Below are 17,690 nucleotides of genomic sequence, written 5' to 3'. Positions count from 1 at the left end.
CGCCTGCCCCCGCGGGGGGGTGGTCGGGGGGGGGGGGGGGGGGGGGCGGTTGCGGGTCAACACCCCCGACAACGGCGCGACCGACCCCGACGAGGCCGCGCGGCAGCTGGAGAAGGTGCTGAACAAGTACAAGCGCGGGCGCGGCGGGGCCGACTACGGCTTCGGCTGACCGGGGCCCGACTGACGAAGGAGGGGGTCTCGTGCCGCTGCTCGTCGAGGCCGGATGGGGCGGGCTGGTCCAGCTCCCGTGGACGATCACGTGGACGGACATCACCACGTTCGTCGACGTGGTCAAGCAGGGCGTCGTCATCAACCGGGGTGCGTCCGACGAGCTGTCGGACACGCAGCCGGGCACCGCCGTCTTGTGGCTGGACGACAGCGACGGCCGGTTCACCCCGGGGAGCCCAGGGCCGTACTCGCCGTTCGTGCGGCCCAACGCCCCGATCAGGATCAGCGTGGCGGTCATCCCCACCACGTCCGGATCAGCGCCCTACCCCCTCGCGATGTTGGGCGATGACTTCGACGACGGCCGCGTCAACACGACGCTGTGGCCGACGAACACCGGCGGGGCCGGCACGGAGACGGGCGAGGGCCGCCTGCGGATCCAGCTCGTCCCCGGCGTCGACACGAACTTCACGTCGGCCCGTCAGTGGAACCTCGCCGGCAGCAAGCTGACCGCGAAGTTGGCGGCCGTGCCCGCGCTGAACGGATCGTCGAACTGCGCGGCCAGCATGTGGGTCACCTCGACCACGGCGGGCACGCGCCTGGGCTGGCGCTACGACGCGGGCACCGGTGTGATCAGCGCGCAGTCGCAGTCCGGGTTCGCCGACGGCGCGGCCGTCAACCTGACCTACTCGGCGATCGACCACGCATGGCTGCGGGTGCGGGAGTCGGGGGGCACCGTCACCTGGGAGACCTCGGGCGACGGCTACGGCTGGACGGTACGGCGCACCCTGGCCACCCCGGCCTGGGTCACCTCCCAGACACACGCCGTGGATTTCCCGACCACGCGCACCGGCGGCGCCACCGGCTACATCGATTGGGACCTGGTCGGCGCGGACGTCCGCCCCCGCTTCTGGGGAGTCGTCAACGAGTTCCCGGTCAGCTGGAAGGGCCTGATCGCCCAGACCAAGATCACATGTACGGACCTGTTCAAACGGCTCAACCGTTGGCCGACGCTCAAAAGCGCGCTGGCCGAGGAGATCCTCCACCCGTCCGTGCCCGGAGCCACCACCTCCCTGGCCGCCTACTACCCGCTCACCGAGCCAACCGGGGCCACCTCGGTCGGCGACATCGCAGGCGGCGGATGCGGCGCCCTGGCCCTCACGCAGGTGAGCAGCGGCGGCGCCCTCGACTTCGGCAGCGACGGCCTGGCGGAGACCGGCGACACCTCGGCGACCTTCGCCCCGGCCAGCGCCAGCGCGGGCAAGTACCTCACCGGCGACCTCGGCCCCGGCTTCCAGGCCGCCATGAACAGCGCCTACCTGCACGTCGAGTTCTGGTTCAAGAGCACCTCGACATCGCGGGCGATCCTCGGCATGTACGAGCCGAGCCTGGACCACCAGATGGTCTACGCGCTGAGTGCGTCTGGCGAGCTCACCGTCGAGTACACGGACAGCGGCGGCGCCCTCAGCGTCCACAACAGCGCGGTGGTCCTCAACGACGGCAACTGGCACCACGTCGTCCAGGAGCAGTTCGGCTCACCACGCCTGTACATCGACGGCGTCGCCTCGACCGTCCAGGCCCTCATGCCGGCCATGTCCTCGCTGCGTACCCTGCACGTCGGCGGCTACCGCGGAGCGAGGCTGTTCGCCGGGCAGATCGCCCACGTGGCGATCACGCTGGCGGACACCGACGTCGGCAGCGCTCTGTCGAGCGCGCACTACGAGGCTGGCATCACCGGGTTCTCCGGCGAAGCCGCCGACGTCCGCATCGAGCGCCTGGCGAAATACGCCGGACTCTCCAGCGTCACGGTCTGGGGCGGAACCTTCGACCCGATCGCCTCGCAGGGCCCGGGCGGCTCGTCCGTCATGGCACGGATGCGGGAGGTCGAAGCCACCGAGTCCGCGCGGCTGTTCGCCGAGCGGGACTACTACGGCCTCGCCTTCCAGTCCCGCGACCTGCGCTACAACCCCGACCCCGCCAACGAGACCTTCACGATCGACTACGCCGACCTGGAGACGGGCGACGTCGAGCTGGCCCTCGACGACCAGAAACTGGTCAACAGCATCGAGGCATCGAGGCCGGACGGGGCCACCCAGCGGGTGACCGCCCCGTCCTCGATCGCAGCGTTCGGGACCTACGACCCCGGCGCCCTGAACATCCTCAAGACCACCGACAACTCTGTTTTGGACGCCGCGTACTGGCGGGTGTCCCGCTACGCCGACCCGCAGACCGAGCTGCGCGAGGTGCCCATCGAGGCGTACACGATGGCCGCCTACCTGGACATCCTCGACGCCGACATCTCGAGCTACTTCTCGGTGAACAACATGCCGTCGCAGGCGCCGGCGTCGTCGATCCGCTGCACCGTCGAGGGCTACGCCGAGACGATCAAGCAGGCCTCGCACCGGATCCAGTTCCACACGTCGGCCACCAGCACCGACACCGTGTGGGTCCTCGACGACCCCACCTACTCCGTCCTCGGGACCACCACCCGCCTCGCGTACTAGGAGCAGCCGTGCCCATCACCGTGGCCAGGGCAGAGACGTACTACGTGCCCCCACCCGGCCGGAGCCCCCGGGACGATTGGGCGCTGGTGCCGGCGGCGGAGCGCGTCTGGCGGTGGGCCGAGCTGCGGCAGCAGCGCCGCCTCGTCCCGCCTGACGGGTTCGTCATCGGCCAGCATGCCTACGCCCGGATCAACCACGGCCGGTGGGTGGCGGACTGCCTGTGCGGATCGGCGCAGGTCGTCACCCCGGCAGACCCCCGGATGGCGTGCACGGAGTGCGGCCTGGGCTGGATCCGGCTCGTCTTCCCCGAGGACCCCGCTGCCGCGGAAGCCGCAGTCGCCGACGAGCTCCCGCACGAGCGGAACTGGTGGCACCCCGACGATCCGTCCTGGACCCGGCCGGCCGACTCCTCGGACCCGGACATGGACAGCCTGGCCGCAGAGACCGCAGCCGCGGCCGGCCTGCTGGCGGGCCCCGCCCGCCGGTCGCTTGCGCCCCTGATCCAGGAGGGTGAGGCATGACCTTCGCCCCGAGAACCTGGGTCGTCGGCGAGGTCGTCAGCGCGGCCCTGCTGAACCAGGAGATCCGCGACCAGTTCAGCTCCATCCTCGCCGCCTGGACGTCGTACACCCCGACGTGGACCGCGGCGACGACCAACCCCGTCCTGAACAACGGGACGATCATCGGCCGCTACATGAAGGTCGGCCTGACCTGCCACGTCGCGCTCAAACTGACGATGGGCTCGACCACCACCTACGGCTCCGGCGTCTACCGGCTCGGAGTGCCGTTCACGTCGGCCGCCTCGATGGACTACATCGGGACCGCCCGCCTGGTCGCGGCGAACTCCTGGATCGGCCACCTCATCCTCGGCGCCTCCGTGTCCGACATGAACGCCGCATTCCCCACGTCGACGTCCAACGCGTCGGCAGTCACCTGGAACAGCGTGGCGCCCGAGACCATGGCCAACGGCCACATCATCCGCGCCGGCATCACCTACCAGACCGCGACCTGACCGCCCGCACGCCCGACAGCGAAGCCCCCGCCCGGGGCTTTTTTCATGCCCCGAGGAGGGCCATGACCACCCCGACAGACCCCGTACCCGCGACCCCGACCGGCCGGCCGTGGATCTGGTACGAGCCGCACCAGGACGACCTCGCCCTCTGGTTCCCGAAGGGCGCCGCACACCATGCGTTGGCCGGCCGCGACACGCACCTCGTGTCCGCCACCGACGGCTCCACCAGCGTCATCCGTGCCGCCCTCAACGGGGAGGCAGACAACGGCTGGTGGGGCGGCTACCACTACCCGGCCCGTGAGGGCATACCCGCGCCCCTGAGCCCGGACGATTTCGCGGCCGGCCGGGATCGTGAACTCCTCCACGCCGCCCCGCAGCTGGGGATCCGCCGCGCGAACGTGCACCTCGAGCTGGGGACCCGCGGGGCAGCGATCACCGTGGCGCAGGCGGAGGCGCTGATCCGCCGCTACGAGGACCTCTACCCGGGGGCCGGGCACTACACGATGCACTGGCTGGACACGGATCCGACGCACGCCGCGCTCGGCCAGGCCCTGCGGAACCTGGCGCTCAGCGAGCCGGGCACGTTCGCCGACTGCCGCTGGGTGGTGCGCACCTCGCAGGCCGCGACGATCCCCGGCGCGGTCGAGTACGTGGTGCCCGCCGCCCTCCAGGCGCAGGCCTTCCACATGGCCCGCTCCTCCGCCAAGTGCTTCGGCGCGTGGGCGCCCGAGCAGGGGATGTACGCGATCGGCCAGCACAGCGTGCCCGCGGATTTCGCGGCGGTCGGCGCCGGCCGAAGCGAATGGATCGTCAAGACGCCCTGACCCGCCCGTCCCACCCCGCCCGCCCCGCGCCCGATGGCCGGGGTTTTCGTCATGTCTGGAGGCCCGATGACCCTGTCCCGCGCCGCGTTCGTGAACCTGCTGAGATCTCAAGCCGGGTACCACGAGGGCCGCGACAAGAACGGCAACTGGAACAACGTCCAGCGCTTCAGCCCCGAGACCCCCGGCCTGGAATGGTCACAAGGCCAGGCATGGTGCGCCACGTTCACCGCCTGGGGAGCCGTCAAGAGCGGCGGCAGCGACGTGTGGCCGATCACCGCCTCCTGCTACACCGCCGTGCAGTGGTGGAAGAAGGCCAAGCGCTGGACCGACTACCCGGTCCTGGGCGGCCCTTTCTACCTGGGCAGCGTCGGCCAGGACCACGTCGGCGTCGTGTACGCCTACGACGCGGACTCGATCTACACGGTCGAGGGCAACACCAACGCGGGCGGCTCCTACCAGGGCGACGGCGTGTATCTGCGCGTCCGTCCGCGCCGCGGCGCCGGCAGCCCCTACGGCTACGGGATACCCGCCTTCGCCGAGGAGACCGTCAGCGCGGACCCGGACCTCGGCGGAACCGCGAAGGCCAGCGTCCCCGCCCCGAAGCCGACGCGGCCCACGGTCTCGGCAGCCCACCTCGCCGCCGCCGCGCGTCGGGACCCCGGACTGCCGCAGGGCGGCACGACGTACCCGGCTGAGGTCAACGTCGTCGAGGTGGCACTCGCAGCAGAGGGCCTGCTCGCCAACAACGGCTACGCCCACGACGGATCGTTCGGGTCGCTGACCGTCGACGCCTACGCGGCCCTGCAGCGCCGATACGGCTACACCGGCAAGGACGCCGACGGCATCCCCGGCAAGGCTTCCCTCACCCGCCTCGGTGACAAGCGCGGCTTCACCGTCACCGCCTGATGGGCCGCGACCGCGGCACCCCGCCGTCCGATTGGCCCGGCCTCGAGATGACCGGCATGACCCGGCTCACCGACGAGATCTACTACGGGTGGCTCGATCACGAGACCAACCCGATCTTCTGGCACTGGTGCGCCGCGCTCGCGGGCGTCCCCGAGGAGCGCACCGTCTCCGGCTCCTGGGTGGACGCGAGCACCGGCGCTCACACCCTCGTCTCCCGCGAGCCCCTGCACCTCGAGCCGTCCCTGCTGTGGAACTGCTGCGGCCTCCACGGCTGGGTGCGCGACGGGGCGTGGATTCCCGCCTGACTCCACCTGTGAGATTCCGGGTTGTTTCATTACCGCGAATCTCACACCTTCCTTGACCTGCACCGATGAGAGGAAATCTCTGTGTCTGCACCCGTAGAGAAGAAGGTCACCGCGGCGACCGCCGCAGCGTATGTCGGCAGCACGGGGCTGCTCGCCTCGCTCGAGGCCGTGCCGGATCACGCCGAGCTCGTGGGCTGGATGCCGTCCGCGCTGGCCCCGTTCGTCCTGGCCCTGGTCCCCGCCGCGATCACGTTCGTGTCCGGCTGGGCGGCCAAGCACACGCCGCGCCTGGGCACGGGCAGCGGTTCCTGACTGTCTGATCGCACGACCTGTAAGGAGCCGCCTTGGACGCCACCACCCTCGGCGCAGTCCTGGCACTCGTCGGGGTGCTGTCCGGCTCGGTGGTGGCGTACCTCGGCAAGCGGGGCGAGAACGCGACCGTCCGCTGGAACGCCGAGATGGACCAGGTCCAGGAGGAACGCGACGGTCTGCGCACGCAGGTCGCCGAGAAGGACGCCCGGATAGCCGGGCTGCTCGAGCAGCGCCTGACCGATCAGGTGGAGCTCGCGCGCCTCCGTGTCAAAGTCGTCGAACTGGGAGGCGATCCGTCGTGACCCGTGCAGAACGGGCCCTTGCCGGGCACTGGCGGTGGATCGCCGTCTTCTGCTGGCTCCTCGCGCTGTCCGGCGCGACCGTCATCGGATGGTCCTGGTACAGCCAGCTGGCCGACGAGGCGGACCGTCGGGGCGTGGCCGTCGGTACCCTCGCCTCCGACGTGCGGATCTTGCGGGAGCAGGTGAAGGCTGCCGGTGAGACGCCGAAGGCGCCGGACCCGAGCCAGGCCGTGAAGGATCTGGACGACCGGACCCGTGTCCCCGTGTCCATTCCGGGGCCCCGTGGTGAGCAGGGGGAGACAGGTGCTCCTGGCGAGCCGGGGCCGTCGGGATCCCCGGGGGCGGACGGGAGCGATGGAACCGCCGGCGTCCCGGGGGCGGACGGGGTGCAGGGTCCGAGCGGGCCGGCGGGACCACAGGGTCCTGCGGGAGCGTCGGGCCCTCAGGGTGAGCAGGGTCCGCAGGGTGAGCAAGGGCCCCGCGGTGAGCAGGGTGCGGCCGGCCCCGACTGTCCCGCCGACTACAGCCTGCAGGCACCGGCCTGGGATCCCGACGCTCTGGTCTGCCGGAAGGATGCCGCGCCCAGCCCCGGCCCTGACCCGCAGCCCGGCGATGGGACCAGTTCGCTGGCCGCTGGGCTGGATCCGCAGCGTCGGCAGTACGTGTAAGGAGAGCGCATGTCGTTGCCCACCCCTCAGCCTGTCGAGCCGCGCCGCCAGGATGGCGCTGCCGATGTCGGCAGCCTCGTCGCTCTCGGCCGGGAGGAACCGCCGCCCGAGCCCACCGCGGAACCTCCCGCGCCGGCTGGCGATGAGACATGAGGTCTGGCTGATGGCCCCCACCGCTTCGGCGGTGGGGGCCATTTTGCTGTGCTCCGGGTACCGCTATGCGGCGGTGGCTGTCTCCGCCCGTACTGCGGCCACCCATTGATCCCGCAGGACTGCGTACCGTCCTCTCGCCTTCGGGCGGGAGGAGGCGCTTCGTCATGCCCTGGGCTGGACGGCCCGGCGGGCCCGCGCGATCACGGCCTGGGCGTCACTCCCGTACACCGCGGACTCGCGGAGGGTCTGCCAGGTGCGGAGGTAGGTGTCGACGCTGGCCTGGTCGTCGATCCAGAGTTCGGCGTGCCAGCTCTCCACGATCACCTGCCGGTCGTCGTAGACCCAGAAGGCGGTGGACGGGGGGATCTTCATCGACGCAGACAGCGGGATGATTCCCAGCTCAACGGTGTCCAGGCCGATGGTGCCGGCCAGTCGGTCCAGCTGCGCGGCGAGGACTGCGGGTGGGCAGACCAGGGTGTGGAGTGCGGGCTCCCACAGCAGCAGGTGGAACTTCTTGGTCGGGTCCCAGAGCGCGGCCTGCCGTTGGAGCCGGGAGCGGACGGCGTCCTCGGTGTCGCGCGGGGTGCGCTGGAGTTCGGCGTACCGGGTGAAGATGTGCCGGGCGTAGTCCGCGGTCTGGAGGATGCCGAAGACCATTGAGGTCTCCCACCCACGGAAGAGGGACGCGTCGCTGTGGGCGGTGAGGTGGGTGTCCTGGACGGGCCGGTGGCCGGAGGACAGCTGTCGGCGCCATGAGCGGATGTGGGATTCAAACCCGCGGAGGCGGGCCAGGAGTTCGTCGTACGCCTCGGGCTGCCCGGTGGCGTCCGCCCACGCGCGAAGGTCGTCGGGCGTCGGTGTCGTCCGCCCGTTCTCGAGACGGCTGACCTTCGACTTGTGCCAGCCCTGCTGGTCGGCGAGCTGGGCACCGGTGAGCCGGCCGCCAGGGGCTGAGAGGCGGAGTTCGCGCAGCCGTACTCCGAGGGCCTCTCTTGCCTGCTGGTAGTCCGTGCTCACCGGTGCGCGCCCCTGCCTACTCTCGTGTGGCCAGCCGCGCCACGAACTGCTCGAACGGTACGGCGTAGTGCATGGCCGCGTCGCGGGCCATGGCGTACCGCAGCACGGCGGCCGGCTCCCTGATCAGCTCGACGTCGACGAGGTTGTCGCCGTCGGCGAAGTTGAGCAGCGCGACCAGCCGGGAGTCAAAGATCCAGAAGTCCTCGGCGGGCAGGCCCACCCTTTCGGCGTCCGCCCGGCCGAGGCTGGAGATGCTCTCGCCCACGGCGCTGTTACGGACCGCGTTCTCGAGGAGGTACAGCTGCCCGGGCGTGGGCGGGTCGTCGACCACGCGCACTCGCTCGAACCGCTTGCCGAGCATGGCCTGCTGCTGCCGCTCCTCGCACCACGCCGCATCGACGCCGTCCCAGTTCACGCGCTCCCCGCGGGCGAACTGGCGGTAGGTGTCGGTGACTTCATCGGAGGCGTACCGGCGGCGGGTCTCCAGCCGGAAAGCGGTGTGCTCGAAGCGGGTGAAGAGGCCGTCGAACTCGTCGAGGCTGATGATGTCGGGCACGCGGTCAGTCTCCTTCGGGCCGAAGTCGACGAGCAGGCTACGCGGTACCACGATCGGTACCTCGTCCTCGCCGAGGTGGCGCAGCTGCGCGACGTCCTCCGGATCGGTGAGGACCGGGCCGTGGACCACGACGTCCCCGGTGTCCAAGTCCTCGTGGACGGATGGGCATCCGTTGACCCCGCTGCCCGTGCCGTTGAAGCGCAGTCGACGTGCCATGGTGGTGTATCCCTTCGCCGTGCTGGTGGGGACCTCAGGGTCTATGAGTCGCGAGCCGTCTGGCGGTGGTTCGCGCAGGCCATCTCCGCAACCTCGTGCAACTCGACGAGACAGGCGTGCAACTTCGCGCAACTCCCATGGTGCCCGCCGCCCGGCCGCTCGTAACGTCCTGATATGGCCACACCCCCCGCACCACAGGACGCATTCGACATCGACGCCTTCGACGCAGTGGAGTCCCTCCGTGCCGCGCTCGATCAGGCCGGGATCGTGCTGCCGTCGCTCAGGGTCGAGCCTGCGACACCTGCTCTGCGCCTCGTGGACCTCGGCCGCGTACGAGCGGACGTGGCCATGCGGCTCGCACACGCACTTCACCGAGGGGAGCCCGCCGTATGAGCAGCGCCAATCAGACCGAGGGCCCGCCCGACGTAGGCATCGTGACCGTCCTGCCGGTGCCGCGGCAGAACGGCCTGACCCCGGAGCAGGTTCGGGGGGCGCACTGCGTGTGGTGCGACGAGCACCTCACCGCCGCCGCGTTCGATCTCGGCCGCCGCCAGGGCAGCTACATGGGCGTCTACGGCCCATGGTTTCCCCGAGCCTGCGATTCCTGCACCCGGGCCCAGGCGCACCGCGTCCTCGGCATACACGCCGTCAACTGCCCGCGCTGCTCGGGCCGGTCACGCGCCTACTGCCCGGACGGCCAGGCCCTCCGCCGCCTGGCGCAGGAGGAGGAGAAATGAGTGAGAAGGAGCAGACGGAGCCGCTGCCGCGGGTGCCGAACGGGCACGGCTACTGCTGGGCACTGCACGAGAGCACAGGCGCGCGCTGCGCGCAGCCGACGGGGCACAGCGGTGAGCACCTGGACCCGTACACCCCGTCCGTCAGCTGGTGAAACTCCCGGTGCCGGCGACGGCGAGCAGTACCGCCGGCACCGGGTCAGACGGCGGCCGTCCCCGCCCCCGTCGGGGGCGGCCGCTCACCGCACGAAGTCGGAGAGGGGAACGTCGAGGGCACGCCCGATGCGGATCAGGTGCGTGTACTTGATGCCGGCGCCGGCCTCGATGCGCTGGATGGTCGACCGTCCCAGGTCTGCCTTCTCGGCGAGTTTCTCCTGAGTCAAGTTAGCGTGCTCGCGCGCCTGGCGGATGCGGTCGCCCTGATCTTGGCAGGCGAGGCGCTCCCATTCGGGCTGATCGTCGGGCACCCGTCCAACCTGAGGTGCCAACGATCTTCTGTCAGCACCAGAAGTGAAGCATTGTGTGATCTTGCAGTCTCAGGGCAGGTTGACGGGGTACCGCTCGGGATTGCGTGTGACGGGCGCGCAGTCGGACCCTCGCGCGAGGTACCGTCCGTCCAGATGACGGAGCTGTGCGCCCAGCCGCCCCGGACCTCCTACAGTGGGGTCCGGGGCGGTCCTCGTTTCGGGGATCGATTCCCCGCCAATCAGGGCCCTGCATAGGCCAAGCGCCTACCTTTAATTCGGTGAACGGCGACCAGGGAAAACGCCTGGTTAGCACAGCGCTCAGGCCCGTACACCTTCTAAGCGCTTGGCCGCAGGTTCGAGTCCTGCCGGGGGCGCAAGTCTCCGCCCTCCCTTCGGGAGGGCTTTTTGCTGGTCAGCGTGTATTTCACTCGACACGGCGAAGCCCCGGACCTTCCCCCCGACAGTCGGTGATCGATGATCGGGGGGAGGGTCCGAGGCTGTCCGGTTGTCGCCGCCGGAGACGGCTCAGCGGGGTTCCGGGCGGAACAGTGCGGTGGAGAGCCGGCGGCGCAGCAGGCGGCTCACCGGACGTTCGATCAGCCGGTGCACCAGCCACGAGGCCACCAGCATGCCGCCGAGCACCACCGCGAGCACCTGGTACGGCGACAGCCGGTCCCCCAGCGCCCTGATCAGCTCCCAGCCCATGTACTGGTGCATGAGATAGAGCGGATAGGTGACCGCCCCCGCGTAGGGCAGCCAGCGCCACTGCATCCAGTTCAGCCTGCCGGTCGCCACCAGGGCCATCGCCCCGAAACAGACGGCGAGTACGGCGACGACCGGCCAGAACTTGATGCTGTACTCGAAGTAACCGAGGGTTCCGCTCCAGGTGTCATGGGCGAAGGGCAGAGATGCCCCGAAGCACAGCAGCACCACCCCGATGAGCAACAGGTTCGGCCCGAAACGGTAGATCAGGAAGAAGGCCATTCCGGCGATGAAGTACCAGCAGTAGTTCGGCATGAGCAGCCCGTAGAGCAACGACCCTTGGGACTTCGCCAGGAGCATGCCCGCCGCGGCCCAGACACAGCAGAAGACCAGCACGCGACGGTATGTCAGGCCCCACCACGCCATCACCGCGAACAGAAGGTAGAAGCGCAGTTCGGCGTAGAGCGTCCAGTACACCCCGTCGACCTTGCCGACTCCGAGCGGCTCCTGAAGCATCGTCAGGTTGGTCACCACGTCGGCCACGGGCAGCGGATTACGACCGCCCGGCACGAGCATCACCACAACGGTGGTGGCCAGGACGGCGAACCAGTACGCGGGATACAGCCGGACCACCCGGGAGACGAAGAACGACTCCAGGGACCTGCCCCAGCAGCTCATACAGATGACGAAGCCGCTGATCAGGAAGAACAACGGCACGCCCAGCCAGCCGTAGGCGGTGTAGGGGAACGCGGCGGGAAACAGCGTCGCCCCGTGGGTCGGCCAGCCTCCGTAGAGCGCCATGTAGTGGTACGCCACCACCATCAGCGCCGCCAGCAGCCGCATGCCGTCCAGTGCCGCTATCCGGCCGCCGCGCCGATGCACCACGGTGGGCGTCGGCGTGGGGCGTACGCGCGGCAGGGTCAGCGTCGGTGAATCCTTCACGAGCAAGAGAACTCCCACATCGCCCGTGATCCATGCTCAAAAACCTGACGTCCCACCCTGCACCGCATACGTCGGCTCCCTCCCTGGCCTTTGTGTCGAGTGCTGGACCCTCCGACCGGCCGAGAGGTTGTAGGGGCCTGTGCTATTTCTGTGCACGGTCCGCCGGGGGCTGGTCGAACCCGACAAGCCTCACGAACAGCGCACCGCCGGCGCACGAACGGCGCACCGGCAGGCGGCCGACAGCGCATTCCGCCCACCCTCACACACGACCACCGCCGGCAGCGCCCCACAGTGTGCCGGGTTTGTAAGGGCTTTGCGCCGGTGATCGCACGAGTGATCGCAGGTGATTGCACGGAACGAAAATCTGGCCGGTTCTCGGCCCTTGCGGGCCCGGGAGGCGGCTACGCACGCCCTCGACGGCCGTGTCCGGCCACCAGCGGCGACGCGTCGCGCTGCACGACCCGTATCGCGCCCGGGCCCATTCCGGTCGCCGCCACCGCCGCCGGATGCACTCCGTCGACGACCATGTCGGCCAGGGCCAGTCCGGGCGGGGCGGCCAGTCGGTCCGGCCAGGACAGGACGGCCGGCGGCACCTCGGGCGCCGACACCTCCAGCCCGCTCGGCGGGACGCTCAGACCCACGCCGAGGGCCTTCAGTACCGCTTCCTTCCTGGTCCAGACGCGCAGAAAGGCAGCCTGCCGCCGGGCAGGGGCGAGGATGTGGAGAGCGGCCAGTTCGGTGCCGGAGAGAGCCGTCCGCGCCGCGTTCTCGACGTCGACGAACCCGTCGGCGTCCTCGACGTCCAGGCCGACCCGGGCGCCCTCGCCGCCCCGGCACACGGCCACGCCGACGATCGCACCGCTGTGGGTGACGGAGAAGTCGAACGGCGGAGGCTCATCCGGTGGATCCCGCACGTCCAGCCGGACCTTCCCGTGCGGTCCGCCGCAGCGTGGGCACGCGCGCCGCAGCGGCACCTCGGCCGGGGACACCTCGAGAAGTTCGCCCAGCAGCAGACGGCTGAGGGCGCAACCGACCAGGAAGCGGGCCCGGTTGGCCGGGTCGACGGTCGCGTCGTGGCGGCCCCGCTCCACGGGGTCCAGCAGGTTCAGCAGGCCCTCGTGGGCATCGCCGAGGCGTGCCCACGAGACCTGCACCTGTGAGTGCTCCCGTATCTGCACCTGTTACCGGCACCTACCTGTGCGGAAAACACGACGCCGACCGGCAAGCGGTTTCAAAGACGGCTAGTGAACCGCGCGCAGCATGCGCGTCACGTTGATCCGCGTCGGCGAAAGACCGAGCTCGACGCTCTGCATCATCCGCTCGCCGTTCAGCCGGCCGTAGGCGAGCAGATCGACGTTGGCCAGGCTGAATTCGGGCCAGGTGTGAATGCTCAGATGCGAAGCGGAAAGCAGGAGAATCGCGGTGACGGCGCCGTTCGGGAAAACGTGCGACGCCTCACCGAGTACCGTGGCGTTTCCCTTTTCGGCGGCCGTGCGCAGCACCTGGAGAAGGCGCTCCTCGTCGGTCAGGATGCTGTGGTCGCTCACCCATACATCGACGGCATAAGAGCACAGATCGTCGACGTTTATGCCCTCGGTGGCGAGGCTGGCGGAGTTGGTCATGGGGAACCGGGGGTGACGAACCGCTGCCCCCGTCTCCTTTCACATAGGTCTGCGCTGGTCCGCGCGGCCGAAGGGGAAGGTTGCGAGGCCGGTAAACGGCCCTCGATGGTGCCCAGCGTAGCATCCGGGGCGCTCTAGGGCTCGCGCGCGCACTGCGTCAAGGGGGACAGGGGGTGTCCGATGGATTTGGCCGAAAACCCACCTCGGCCGTTTCGCAATTACTTTTCTGAACCTTCTCGAAACCGTCTCCGGAAACACCGCACAAAACACCGCACAAAACATCGCGGGCTTTTTTCGACATATCGGCCGCGCAATCGGATTCACTGCCGTTTTCGCATCTCCGGAGCGGGTCCGGTCGACTGTCGGACAGCCCGTATACTCGATAGTCCCCGAATCCACCAATCAGCTTGCCTGGAGCAGCATTGTGACGAACGCGCGTCGGCACCCTCGGAGTACCACCGCCGATTCTGTGCTCACGGAAGTCGCGGACGCCGTCCGGCTCCAGGAGGGTCCGCCCGGAGTGCGGTCCGTCCTGCGCGCCCTGCGCCGGCTGGCCCCGGCCTCCACGAAGGACCTCAGCCGTGCGACCGGCCTGCCCGTGCCGATCGTGGCGGCCCTGGGGAACGAACTGCGCCGCCGGGGACTCGTCACCAAGGAGCGTCCGTCCCGGCTGACCGAGGCCGGCTCGGACCTCGTCGCCGAGCTCGGCATGGATCTCTCCCTGGACGCGACCTGCGACACCTGCGACGGGCGTGAGCTGGTCATTCCCGACGTGCTGGACGAGGCCGTGCGGCGGCTGCGCGCGCTCATGGAGTCGGGACCCGCCGCCGACATGGCCATCGACCAGTCGCACTGCACGGCCGAGACCAAGGTGCGCCGGGTGCTCGCGCTGCTCACCGCGGGCGCGCTGCCGGGCGGCTCACTGCTGCTGATCGGCGACGACGACCTCGTCTCCCTCGCCGTCGCCGTGGTGGGCGACGTCCTCGGCGGGCCGATCGTCGAGCGGGTCACGGTCGTGGACATCTCCCCGGAGATCCTCGACTACATCCAGAAGGCGTCGGCCGGACTCGGCACCCGCGTCGAGACCGTCCAGCACGATCTGCGCCTGCCGCTGCCCGCCGAGCTCCACGGGCAGCACGACGTGGCCATGACCGACCCGCCGTACACCCCCGAGGGCGCCCGGCTGTTCCTCTCCCGTGCCGTGGAAGGGCTGCGGTCCGGTCCCGCGCACAGCGTCTTCTTCTCCTTCGGCGGCAAGAGCCCGGACGAGATGCTGGAGGTCCAGCGGGAGATCATGGGCCTCGGCCTGGTCACCAACGGCTACATCCGCAACTTCAACGAGTACGAGGGCAGCGGCATCCTCGGCGGGGTCGGCTTCTTCCAGCACCTCCTCACCACCACCTCGACCGCCCCCTCCCACCAGGGCGAGTTCAGCGGTCCCCTCTACACGGGCGACAAGCGGACCCGGCAGCGCGAGTACACGTGCGTGGCGTGCGACGCGCGGGTCCGCGTCGGCCCCGGCGCCCGCTGGACCTCGGTCGCCGCCCTGCGCGAGGACGGCTGCCCCACCTGCGGCAAGGGCCCGTTCCGCCCGGGCCGCCTGGTCGCGGCGGAGGAACCGACGCCGCCGACCCCGACCGAGCAGCCCCCGGCCTCCGCCCCCACCCCCGCTCCCGCTCCCGCTCCCGCTCCCGCCCAGCAGGCCCCCGCCCCCGCCGCGTCTGCGGCCCCACGCACGCACGGCTGGCAGCGCCCCGCCGACGCCGACCGCGCCGCCCTCGCCGAGCGGGCGCGACCGTACGTCACCCGTCAGGCGGACGAGCGTGATCTGCCGGCCATCGGCAGGTTCGAGGCCGAGATCGCCCGGGTCTCCTTCGGCGAGGACGCCATCGACGATCCGGACCGCTGGGCGGCGCGCCTCGGCAGGGCGATGGAGAAGTCGAAGGAGGGCATGATCGTCGCCCACGGCCCGGGCGAGGAGCCCGTGGGCTGGTGCTGGGTGAGCATCAACCAGAACGCGATGACCGGCGACCGCTACGCCAACTTCCGCTCCCTGGCGGTGTCCCCGGTGGACAACCGCAGCGACGTCGCCGAACTCCTCCTCACCGCCGGCCTGGAGTTCTGCCTGGCGAACGGGATCACGGAGGTCGTCGGCCGAGTGCATGTGGGCAACGTCCCGATGCGCACGGTGTACCGCAAGTTCGGCTTCGACCCGACCAGCCTGTCGATGAAGCTCTTCCTGCCCGAGGAGGACCGATGACGGTCTTCGACGCCGAGGGCGTCAAGTGCGTCGTCTGGGATCTGGACGGCACCCTGTGGGACGACGTCGCCGTGGAGACCCCCACCGACGAACTCCCCACCCCCCGCCCGGAGATGCTCGCCGCGATCGACGCACTGGCGGCGCACGGCGTGCTCGCCGGCATCGCGAGCCGCAGCGCGCCCGCCGTCCTGGACCGGCTGACCGCCGGCCGTCCCGACGTGCGCGAGCGTTTCCTCGCCCCGCAAGTGTCCTGGCAGGACAAGAGCGAGTCGCTGCGCAGGATCGCCAAGGACCTCGGCATCGCCGTGGAAGCCCTGCTCCTGGTCGACGACTCCCCGTACGAGCGCGCCGAGGTCGAGGCGCTGCTGCCGGGCGTCCGCACCCTCGACCCGGCCGACGTACCGGACCTGCTGGCCGCGTTCGAGGGCCGGGAGGTCACCCCCGAGTCCCGTGAGCGCGTGCGCCGCTACCGCACCGAGGAGACCCGCCGGGCCGAGGGCGAACGCTTCGAGGGCTCGCGCGAGGAGTTCCTGCGCTGGTGCGACATGCGCCTCGTCGTCGGCGCGGCCACGCCCGAGGAGATCCCCCGCGCGCTGGAGCTCGCCGCCCGCACCCACCGCCTCAACTCCTCCGGCCTCACCCCCGACCGGCTGCGCGAGCTGGCCGCCACGCAGGGACACGAGGTGTACACCGCCCGGATGGCGGACCGGTTCGGCGAGTACGGCGTCATCGGCGCCGCGCTCGTCGACCGCACCGCTCCCGCCGCCTGGTCCGTCCCGCTGCTCGCCCTCTCCTGCCGGGTCGCCGGCCGGGGCGCGGCGGCGGCCTTCCTGTTCCGGCTGATGGAGCGGGCCCGGGAGACCGGCGCCGAGGAGTTCCGGGTGACGCTGCGCCCGACCGACGCCAACCTGGAGATGCGCATCCTGCTCCGCCAGGCGGGCCTGCGCCGCACGGACGACGCCGACACGGCCACAGCGACCGCCACCGCAACCGCAACCGCCGCGGACTCCGCGGTCCTGGGCCGGGCGCTGCACGGCGACCTGCCCGCGCCGCCCGCATGGCTGCACGTATCCGACCGAGAGGACGCCCAGGCATGACGGACACCCAAGGCGCCCAAGGCGCCCAGGACCGGGTCGCGGTGGAACGGGAAATCCGTTCGATGATCGCCGAGGCCGCCCGCCTGGACGAGGCCTTCGTCGCGGAACTCCCCGCCGACACCGACCTGTTCGGCCCGCGGATCGGCCTCACCTCGCTGGCCGGCGTGACCCTCCTGGGCACGATCGACGACCGCTTCGGCGTCGACGTGGCCACGCTGGACCTGAGCCTGGACAGCCTGCAGTCGATCGCCACGCTGTCCGACTTCGTCGCGACACACCTCCAGCCGCACTAGCCACCCGTCTGTACGTCCCTCCTGTTCAAAAAGGGTGATCCGTACGGACGTGCCGTGACCCGTGCGGGGCGGCGGCGTTGAACGGGGAGTGCGACGGCGCCCCCTGCCGCCGCATGAACCGAGTCACTAAGGAGAACGTGATGTCTCGCATCGCTAAGGTGGCCGCTGTCGCCCTCGGCACCAGCGCCGTGGTGGTCAGCGGAGCCGGCCTGGCCATGGCGGACGCGGGTGCGCAGGGTGCGGCCGTGGGCTCGCCCGGTGTCCTGTCGGGCAACGTCATCCAGGTTCCCGTGCACGCTCCGGTGAACGTCTGCGGCAACACCATCGACGCCGCCGGCCTGCTGAACCCGGCCTTCGGCAACACCTGCGCCAACGTCAGCGACCACCACAAGGGTGGCGACAAGCACGACGACAAGCACGGCGGCGGCTACGGCGGCTGAGCCGACTTCCCCACGCACCACCAGCACCACCAGCACGACCCGCACCACCAGGAGAGCCCCGGCACCTCGAGCGCCGGGGCTCTCCCGTGTCCCGGACGGGTCTAGGGGGCTTCTGATGGATCTCCGTGGGAGAAGGAGCGGCGTTCGGTGCGTGCTCTCGGTGTGCCGGGCGAGAGTCCTCGTAGCGGAGCTA

General features: G+C 70.5%; 21 protein-coding genes. 15 read left to right on the top strand and 6 right to left on the bottom strand.

Annotated elements, in window-relative coordinates:
- The first annotated feature begins 200 nt into the window (after window positions 1–200).
- From AB0J04_RS09685 to AB0J04_RS09650, 8 genes are all read left to right on the top strand, one after another.
- Window positions 201–2,669, top strand: coding sequence for a LamG-like jellyroll fold domain-containing protein (locus tag AB0J04_RS09685; protein ID WP_363167810.1), 2,469 nt, complete (start codon window positions 201–203; stop codon window positions 2,667–2,669).
- Between the two features lie 8 nt (window positions 2,670–2,677).
- The gene (locus tag AB0J04_RS09680) at window positions 2,678–3,190 is read left to right on the top strand and encodes a hypothetical protein (RefSeq protein ID WP_363167809.1); all 513 of its coding nucleotides are present in this window, start codon (window positions 2,678–2,680) and stop codon (window positions 3,188–3,190) included.
- Entirely contained in the window at window positions 3,187–3,681 is a 495-nt protein-coding gene (locus AB0J04_RS09675; protein ID WP_363167808.1) for a hypothetical protein, read from the top strand. The genes AB0J04_RS09680 and AB0J04_RS09675 overlap by 4 nt, the downstream gene beginning before the upstream one ends.
- 62 nt (window positions 3,682–3,743) lie before the next feature.
- Window positions 3,744–4,505 (top strand): PIG-L family deacetylase, encoded by a 762-nt coding sequence (locus tag AB0J04_RS09670; RefSeq protein WP_363167807.1) that lies wholly within the window; start codon window positions 3,744–3,746, stop codon window positions 4,503–4,505.
- Window positions 4,506–4,571: 66 nt separating this feature from the next.
- Window positions 4,572–5,411, top strand: a complete 840-nt coding sequence (locus AB0J04_RS09665) for a hypothetical protein (RefSeq protein ID WP_363167806.1) — start codon at window positions 4,572–4,574, stop codon at window positions 5,409–5,411.
- 56 nt (window positions 5,412–5,467) lie between these two features.
- Window positions 5,468–5,716, top strand: a complete 249-nt coding sequence (locus AB0J04_RS09660) for a hypothetical protein (RefSeq protein ID WP_363167805.1) — start codon at window positions 5,468–5,470, stop codon at window positions 5,714–5,716.
- An 81-nt stretch (window positions 5,717–5,797) separates the two neighbouring features.
- The gene (locus AB0J04_RS09655) at window positions 5,798–6,028 is read left to right on the top strand and encodes a holin (RefSeq protein ID WP_363167804.1); all 231 of its coding nucleotides are present in this window, start codon (window positions 5,798–5,800) and stop codon (window positions 6,026–6,028) included.
- A 32-nt stretch (window positions 6,029–6,060) separates the two neighbouring features.
- The gene (locus tag AB0J04_RS09650) at window positions 6,061–6,330 is read left to right on the top strand and encodes a hypothetical protein (RefSeq protein WP_363167803.1); all 270 of its coding nucleotides are present in this window, start codon (window positions 6,061–6,063) and stop codon (window positions 6,328–6,330) included.
- A 983-nt stretch (window positions 6,331–7,313) separates the two neighbouring features.
- On the opposite strand, the gene AB0J04_RS09645 is transcribed toward AB0J04_RS09650, so the two are convergent.
- Together AB0J04_RS09645 and AB0J04_RS09640 are read right to left on the bottom strand one after the other, a co-directional pair.
- Window positions 7,314–8,168, bottom strand: a complete 855-nt coding sequence (locus AB0J04_RS09645; RefSeq protein ID WP_363167802.1) for a helix-turn-helix transcriptional regulator — start codon at window positions 8,166–8,168, stop codon at window positions 7,314–7,316.
- Between the two features lie 16 nt (window positions 8,169–8,184).
- Complete coding sequence (locus AB0J04_RS09640) at window positions 8,185–8,940, bottom strand: DUF6879 family protein (RefSeq protein WP_363167801.1); 756 nt, start codon at window positions 8,938–8,940, stop codon at window positions 8,185–8,187.
- Between the two features lie 174 nt (window positions 8,941–9,114).
- Here AB0J04_RS09640 and AB0J04_RS09635 point away from each other — a divergent pair, with 174 nt between their 5' ends.
- Genes AB0J04_RS09635 through AB0J04_RS09625 form a run of 3 tightly spaced genes read left to right on the top strand, consistent with a single transcriptional unit; the run spans window position 9,115 to window position 9,829 of the window.
- The gene (locus AB0J04_RS09635; RefSeq protein ID WP_363167800.1) at window positions 9,115–9,333 is read left to right on the top strand and encodes a hypothetical protein; all 219 of its coding nucleotides are present in this window, start codon (window positions 9,115–9,117) and stop codon (window positions 9,331–9,333) included.
- Window positions 9,330–9,677, top strand: coding sequence for a hypothetical protein (locus AB0J04_RS09630; protein WP_363167799.1), 348 nt, complete (start codon window positions 9,330–9,332; stop codon window positions 9,675–9,677). The genes AB0J04_RS09635 and AB0J04_RS09630 overlap by 4 nt, the downstream gene beginning before the upstream one ends.
- A complete protein-coding gene (locus tag AB0J04_RS09625) occupies window positions 9,674–9,829 on the top strand; it encodes a hypothetical protein (protein ID WP_363167798.1) in 156 nt (51 codons plus the stop codon). Before AB0J04_RS09630 ends, AB0J04_RS09625 begins: the two co-directional genes overlap by 4 nt.
- Before the next feature lie 84 nt (window positions 9,830–9,913).
- Here the strand turns inward: AB0J04_RS09625 and AB0J04_RS09620 are convergent, their stop codons facing one another.
- The 4 genes from AB0J04_RS09620 to AB0J04_RS09605 all read right to left on the bottom strand — a co-directional run bounded on the left by AB0J04_RS09620 (window position 9,914) and on the right by AB0J04_RS09605 (window position 13,407).
- Entirely contained in the window at window positions 9,914–10,141 is a 228-nt protein-coding gene (locus AB0J04_RS09620) for a helix-turn-helix transcriptional regulator (RefSeq protein ID WP_363167797.1), read from the bottom strand.
- 525 nt (window positions 10,142–10,666) lie between these two features.
- On the bottom strand, window positions 10,667–11,785 hold the full coding sequence (locus AB0J04_RS09615; RefSeq protein WP_363167796.1) for an acyltransferase: 1,119 nt from the start codon (window positions 11,783–11,785) through the stop codon (window positions 10,667–10,669).
- A gap of 401 nt (window positions 11,786–12,186) precedes the next feature.
- Window positions 12,187–12,963, bottom strand: coding sequence for a 4'-phosphopantetheinyl transferase superfamily protein (locus AB0J04_RS09610; RefSeq protein WP_363167795.1), 777 nt, complete (start codon window positions 12,961–12,963; stop codon window positions 12,187–12,189).
- A gap of 63 nt (window positions 12,964–13,026) precedes the next feature.
- Window positions 13,027–13,407 (bottom strand): S-adenosylmethionine decarboxylase, encoded by a 381-nt coding sequence (locus AB0J04_RS09605; protein ID WP_069773010.1) that lies wholly within the window; start codon window positions 13,405–13,407, stop codon window positions 13,027–13,029.
- A gap of 469 nt (window positions 13,408–13,876) precedes the next feature.
- On the opposite strand from AB0J04_RS09605, the gene AB0J04_RS09600 reads away from it, so the two are divergent.
- The 4 genes from AB0J04_RS09600 (at window position 13,877) to AB0J04_RS09585 (ending at window position 17,497) form a co-directional block, all read left to right on the top strand.
- Window positions 13,877–15,667 carry a GNAT family N-acetyltransferase gene (locus tag AB0J04_RS09600; protein ID WP_363167794.1) on the top strand — a complete coding sequence of 597 codons (1,791 nt, stop codon included), beginning with the start codon at window positions 13,877–13,879 and terminating at the stop codon, window positions 15,665–15,667.
- Window positions 15,664–16,764 carry an HAD-IIIC family phosphatase gene (locus AB0J04_RS09595; RefSeq protein WP_363167793.1) on the top strand — a complete coding sequence of 367 codons (1,101 nt, stop codon included), beginning with the start codon at window positions 15,664–15,666 and terminating at the stop codon, window positions 16,762–16,764. Before AB0J04_RS09600 ends, AB0J04_RS09595 begins: the two co-directional genes overlap by 4 nt.
- Window positions 16,761–17,057 (top strand): phosphopantetheine-binding protein, encoded by a 297-nt coding sequence (locus tag AB0J04_RS09590; protein WP_363167792.1) that lies wholly within the window; start codon window positions 16,761–16,763, stop codon window positions 17,055–17,057. The genes AB0J04_RS09595 and AB0J04_RS09590 overlap by 4 nt, the downstream gene beginning before the upstream one ends.
- Before the next feature lie 140 nt (window positions 17,058–17,197).
- On the top strand, window positions 17,198–17,497 hold the full coding sequence (locus AB0J04_RS09585; RefSeq protein ID WP_363167791.1) for a chaplin: 300 nt from the start codon (window positions 17,198–17,200) through the stop codon (window positions 17,495–17,497).
- Window positions 17,498–17,690 lie beyond the last annotated feature (193 nt).

This window comes from Streptomyces sp. NPDC050263, assembly GCF_040655955.1.
Lineage (GTDB): Bacteria > Actinomycetota > Actinomycetes > Streptomycetales > Streptomycetaceae > Streptomyces.
Note: the sequence above shows the minus strand (reverse complement) of the source record. Positions and strands in the feature narration are given on the sequence as shown.

What these genes read in the sequence shown, in the direction of transcription:
- AB0J04_RS09675 (WP_363167808.1), top strand. Translation starts at nt 3,187, where the DNA reads ATGACCTTCGCCCCGAGAACCTGGGTCGTCGGCGAGGTCGTCAGCGCG.
- AB0J04_RS09670 (WP_363167807.1), top strand. Translation starts at nt 3,744, where the DNA reads ATGACCACCCCGACAGACCCCGTACCCGCGACCCCGACCGGCCGGCCG.
- AB0J04_RS09665 (WP_363167806.1), top strand. Translation starts at nt 4,572, where the DNA reads ATGACCCTGTCCCGCGCCGCGTTCGTGAACCTGCTGAGATCTCAAGCC.
- AB0J04_RS09660 (WP_363167805.1), top strand. Translation starts at nt 5,468, where the DNA reads ATGACCCGGCTCACCGACGAGATCTACTACGGGTGGCTCGATCACGAG.
- AB0J04_RS09640 (WP_363167801.1), bottom strand. Translation starts at nt 8,940, where the DNA reads ATGGCACGTCGACTGCGCTTCAACGGCACGGGCAGCGGGGTCAACGGA.
- AB0J04_RS09635 (WP_363167800.1), top strand. Translation starts at nt 9,115, where the DNA reads ATGGCCACACCCCCCGCACCACAGGACGCATTCGACATCGACGCCTTC.
- AB0J04_RS09630 (WP_363167799.1), top strand. Translation starts at nt 9,330, where the DNA reads ATGAGCAGCGCCAATCAGACCGAGGGCCCGCCCGACGTAGGCATCGTG.
- AB0J04_RS09625 (WP_363167798.1), top strand. Translation starts at nt 9,674, where the DNA reads ATGAGTGAGAAGGAGCAGACGGAGCCGCTGCCGCGGGTGCCGAACGGG.
- AB0J04_RS09605 (WP_069773010.1), bottom strand. Translation starts at nt 13,407, where the DNA reads ATGACCAACTCCGCCAGCCTCGCCACCGAGGGCATAAACGTCGACGAT.
- AB0J04_RS09595 (WP_363167793.1), top strand. Translation starts at nt 15,664, where the DNA reads ATGACGGTCTTCGACGCCGAGGGCGTCAAGTGCGTCGTCTGGGATCTG.
- AB0J04_RS09590 (WP_363167792.1), top strand. Translation starts at nt 16,761, where the DNA reads ATGACGGACACCCAAGGCGCCCAAGGCGCCCAGGACCGGGTCGCGGTG.
- AB0J04_RS09585 (WP_363167791.1), top strand. Translation starts at nt 17,198, where the DNA reads ATGTCTCGCATCGCTAAGGTGGCCGCTGTCGCCCTCGGCACCAGCGCC.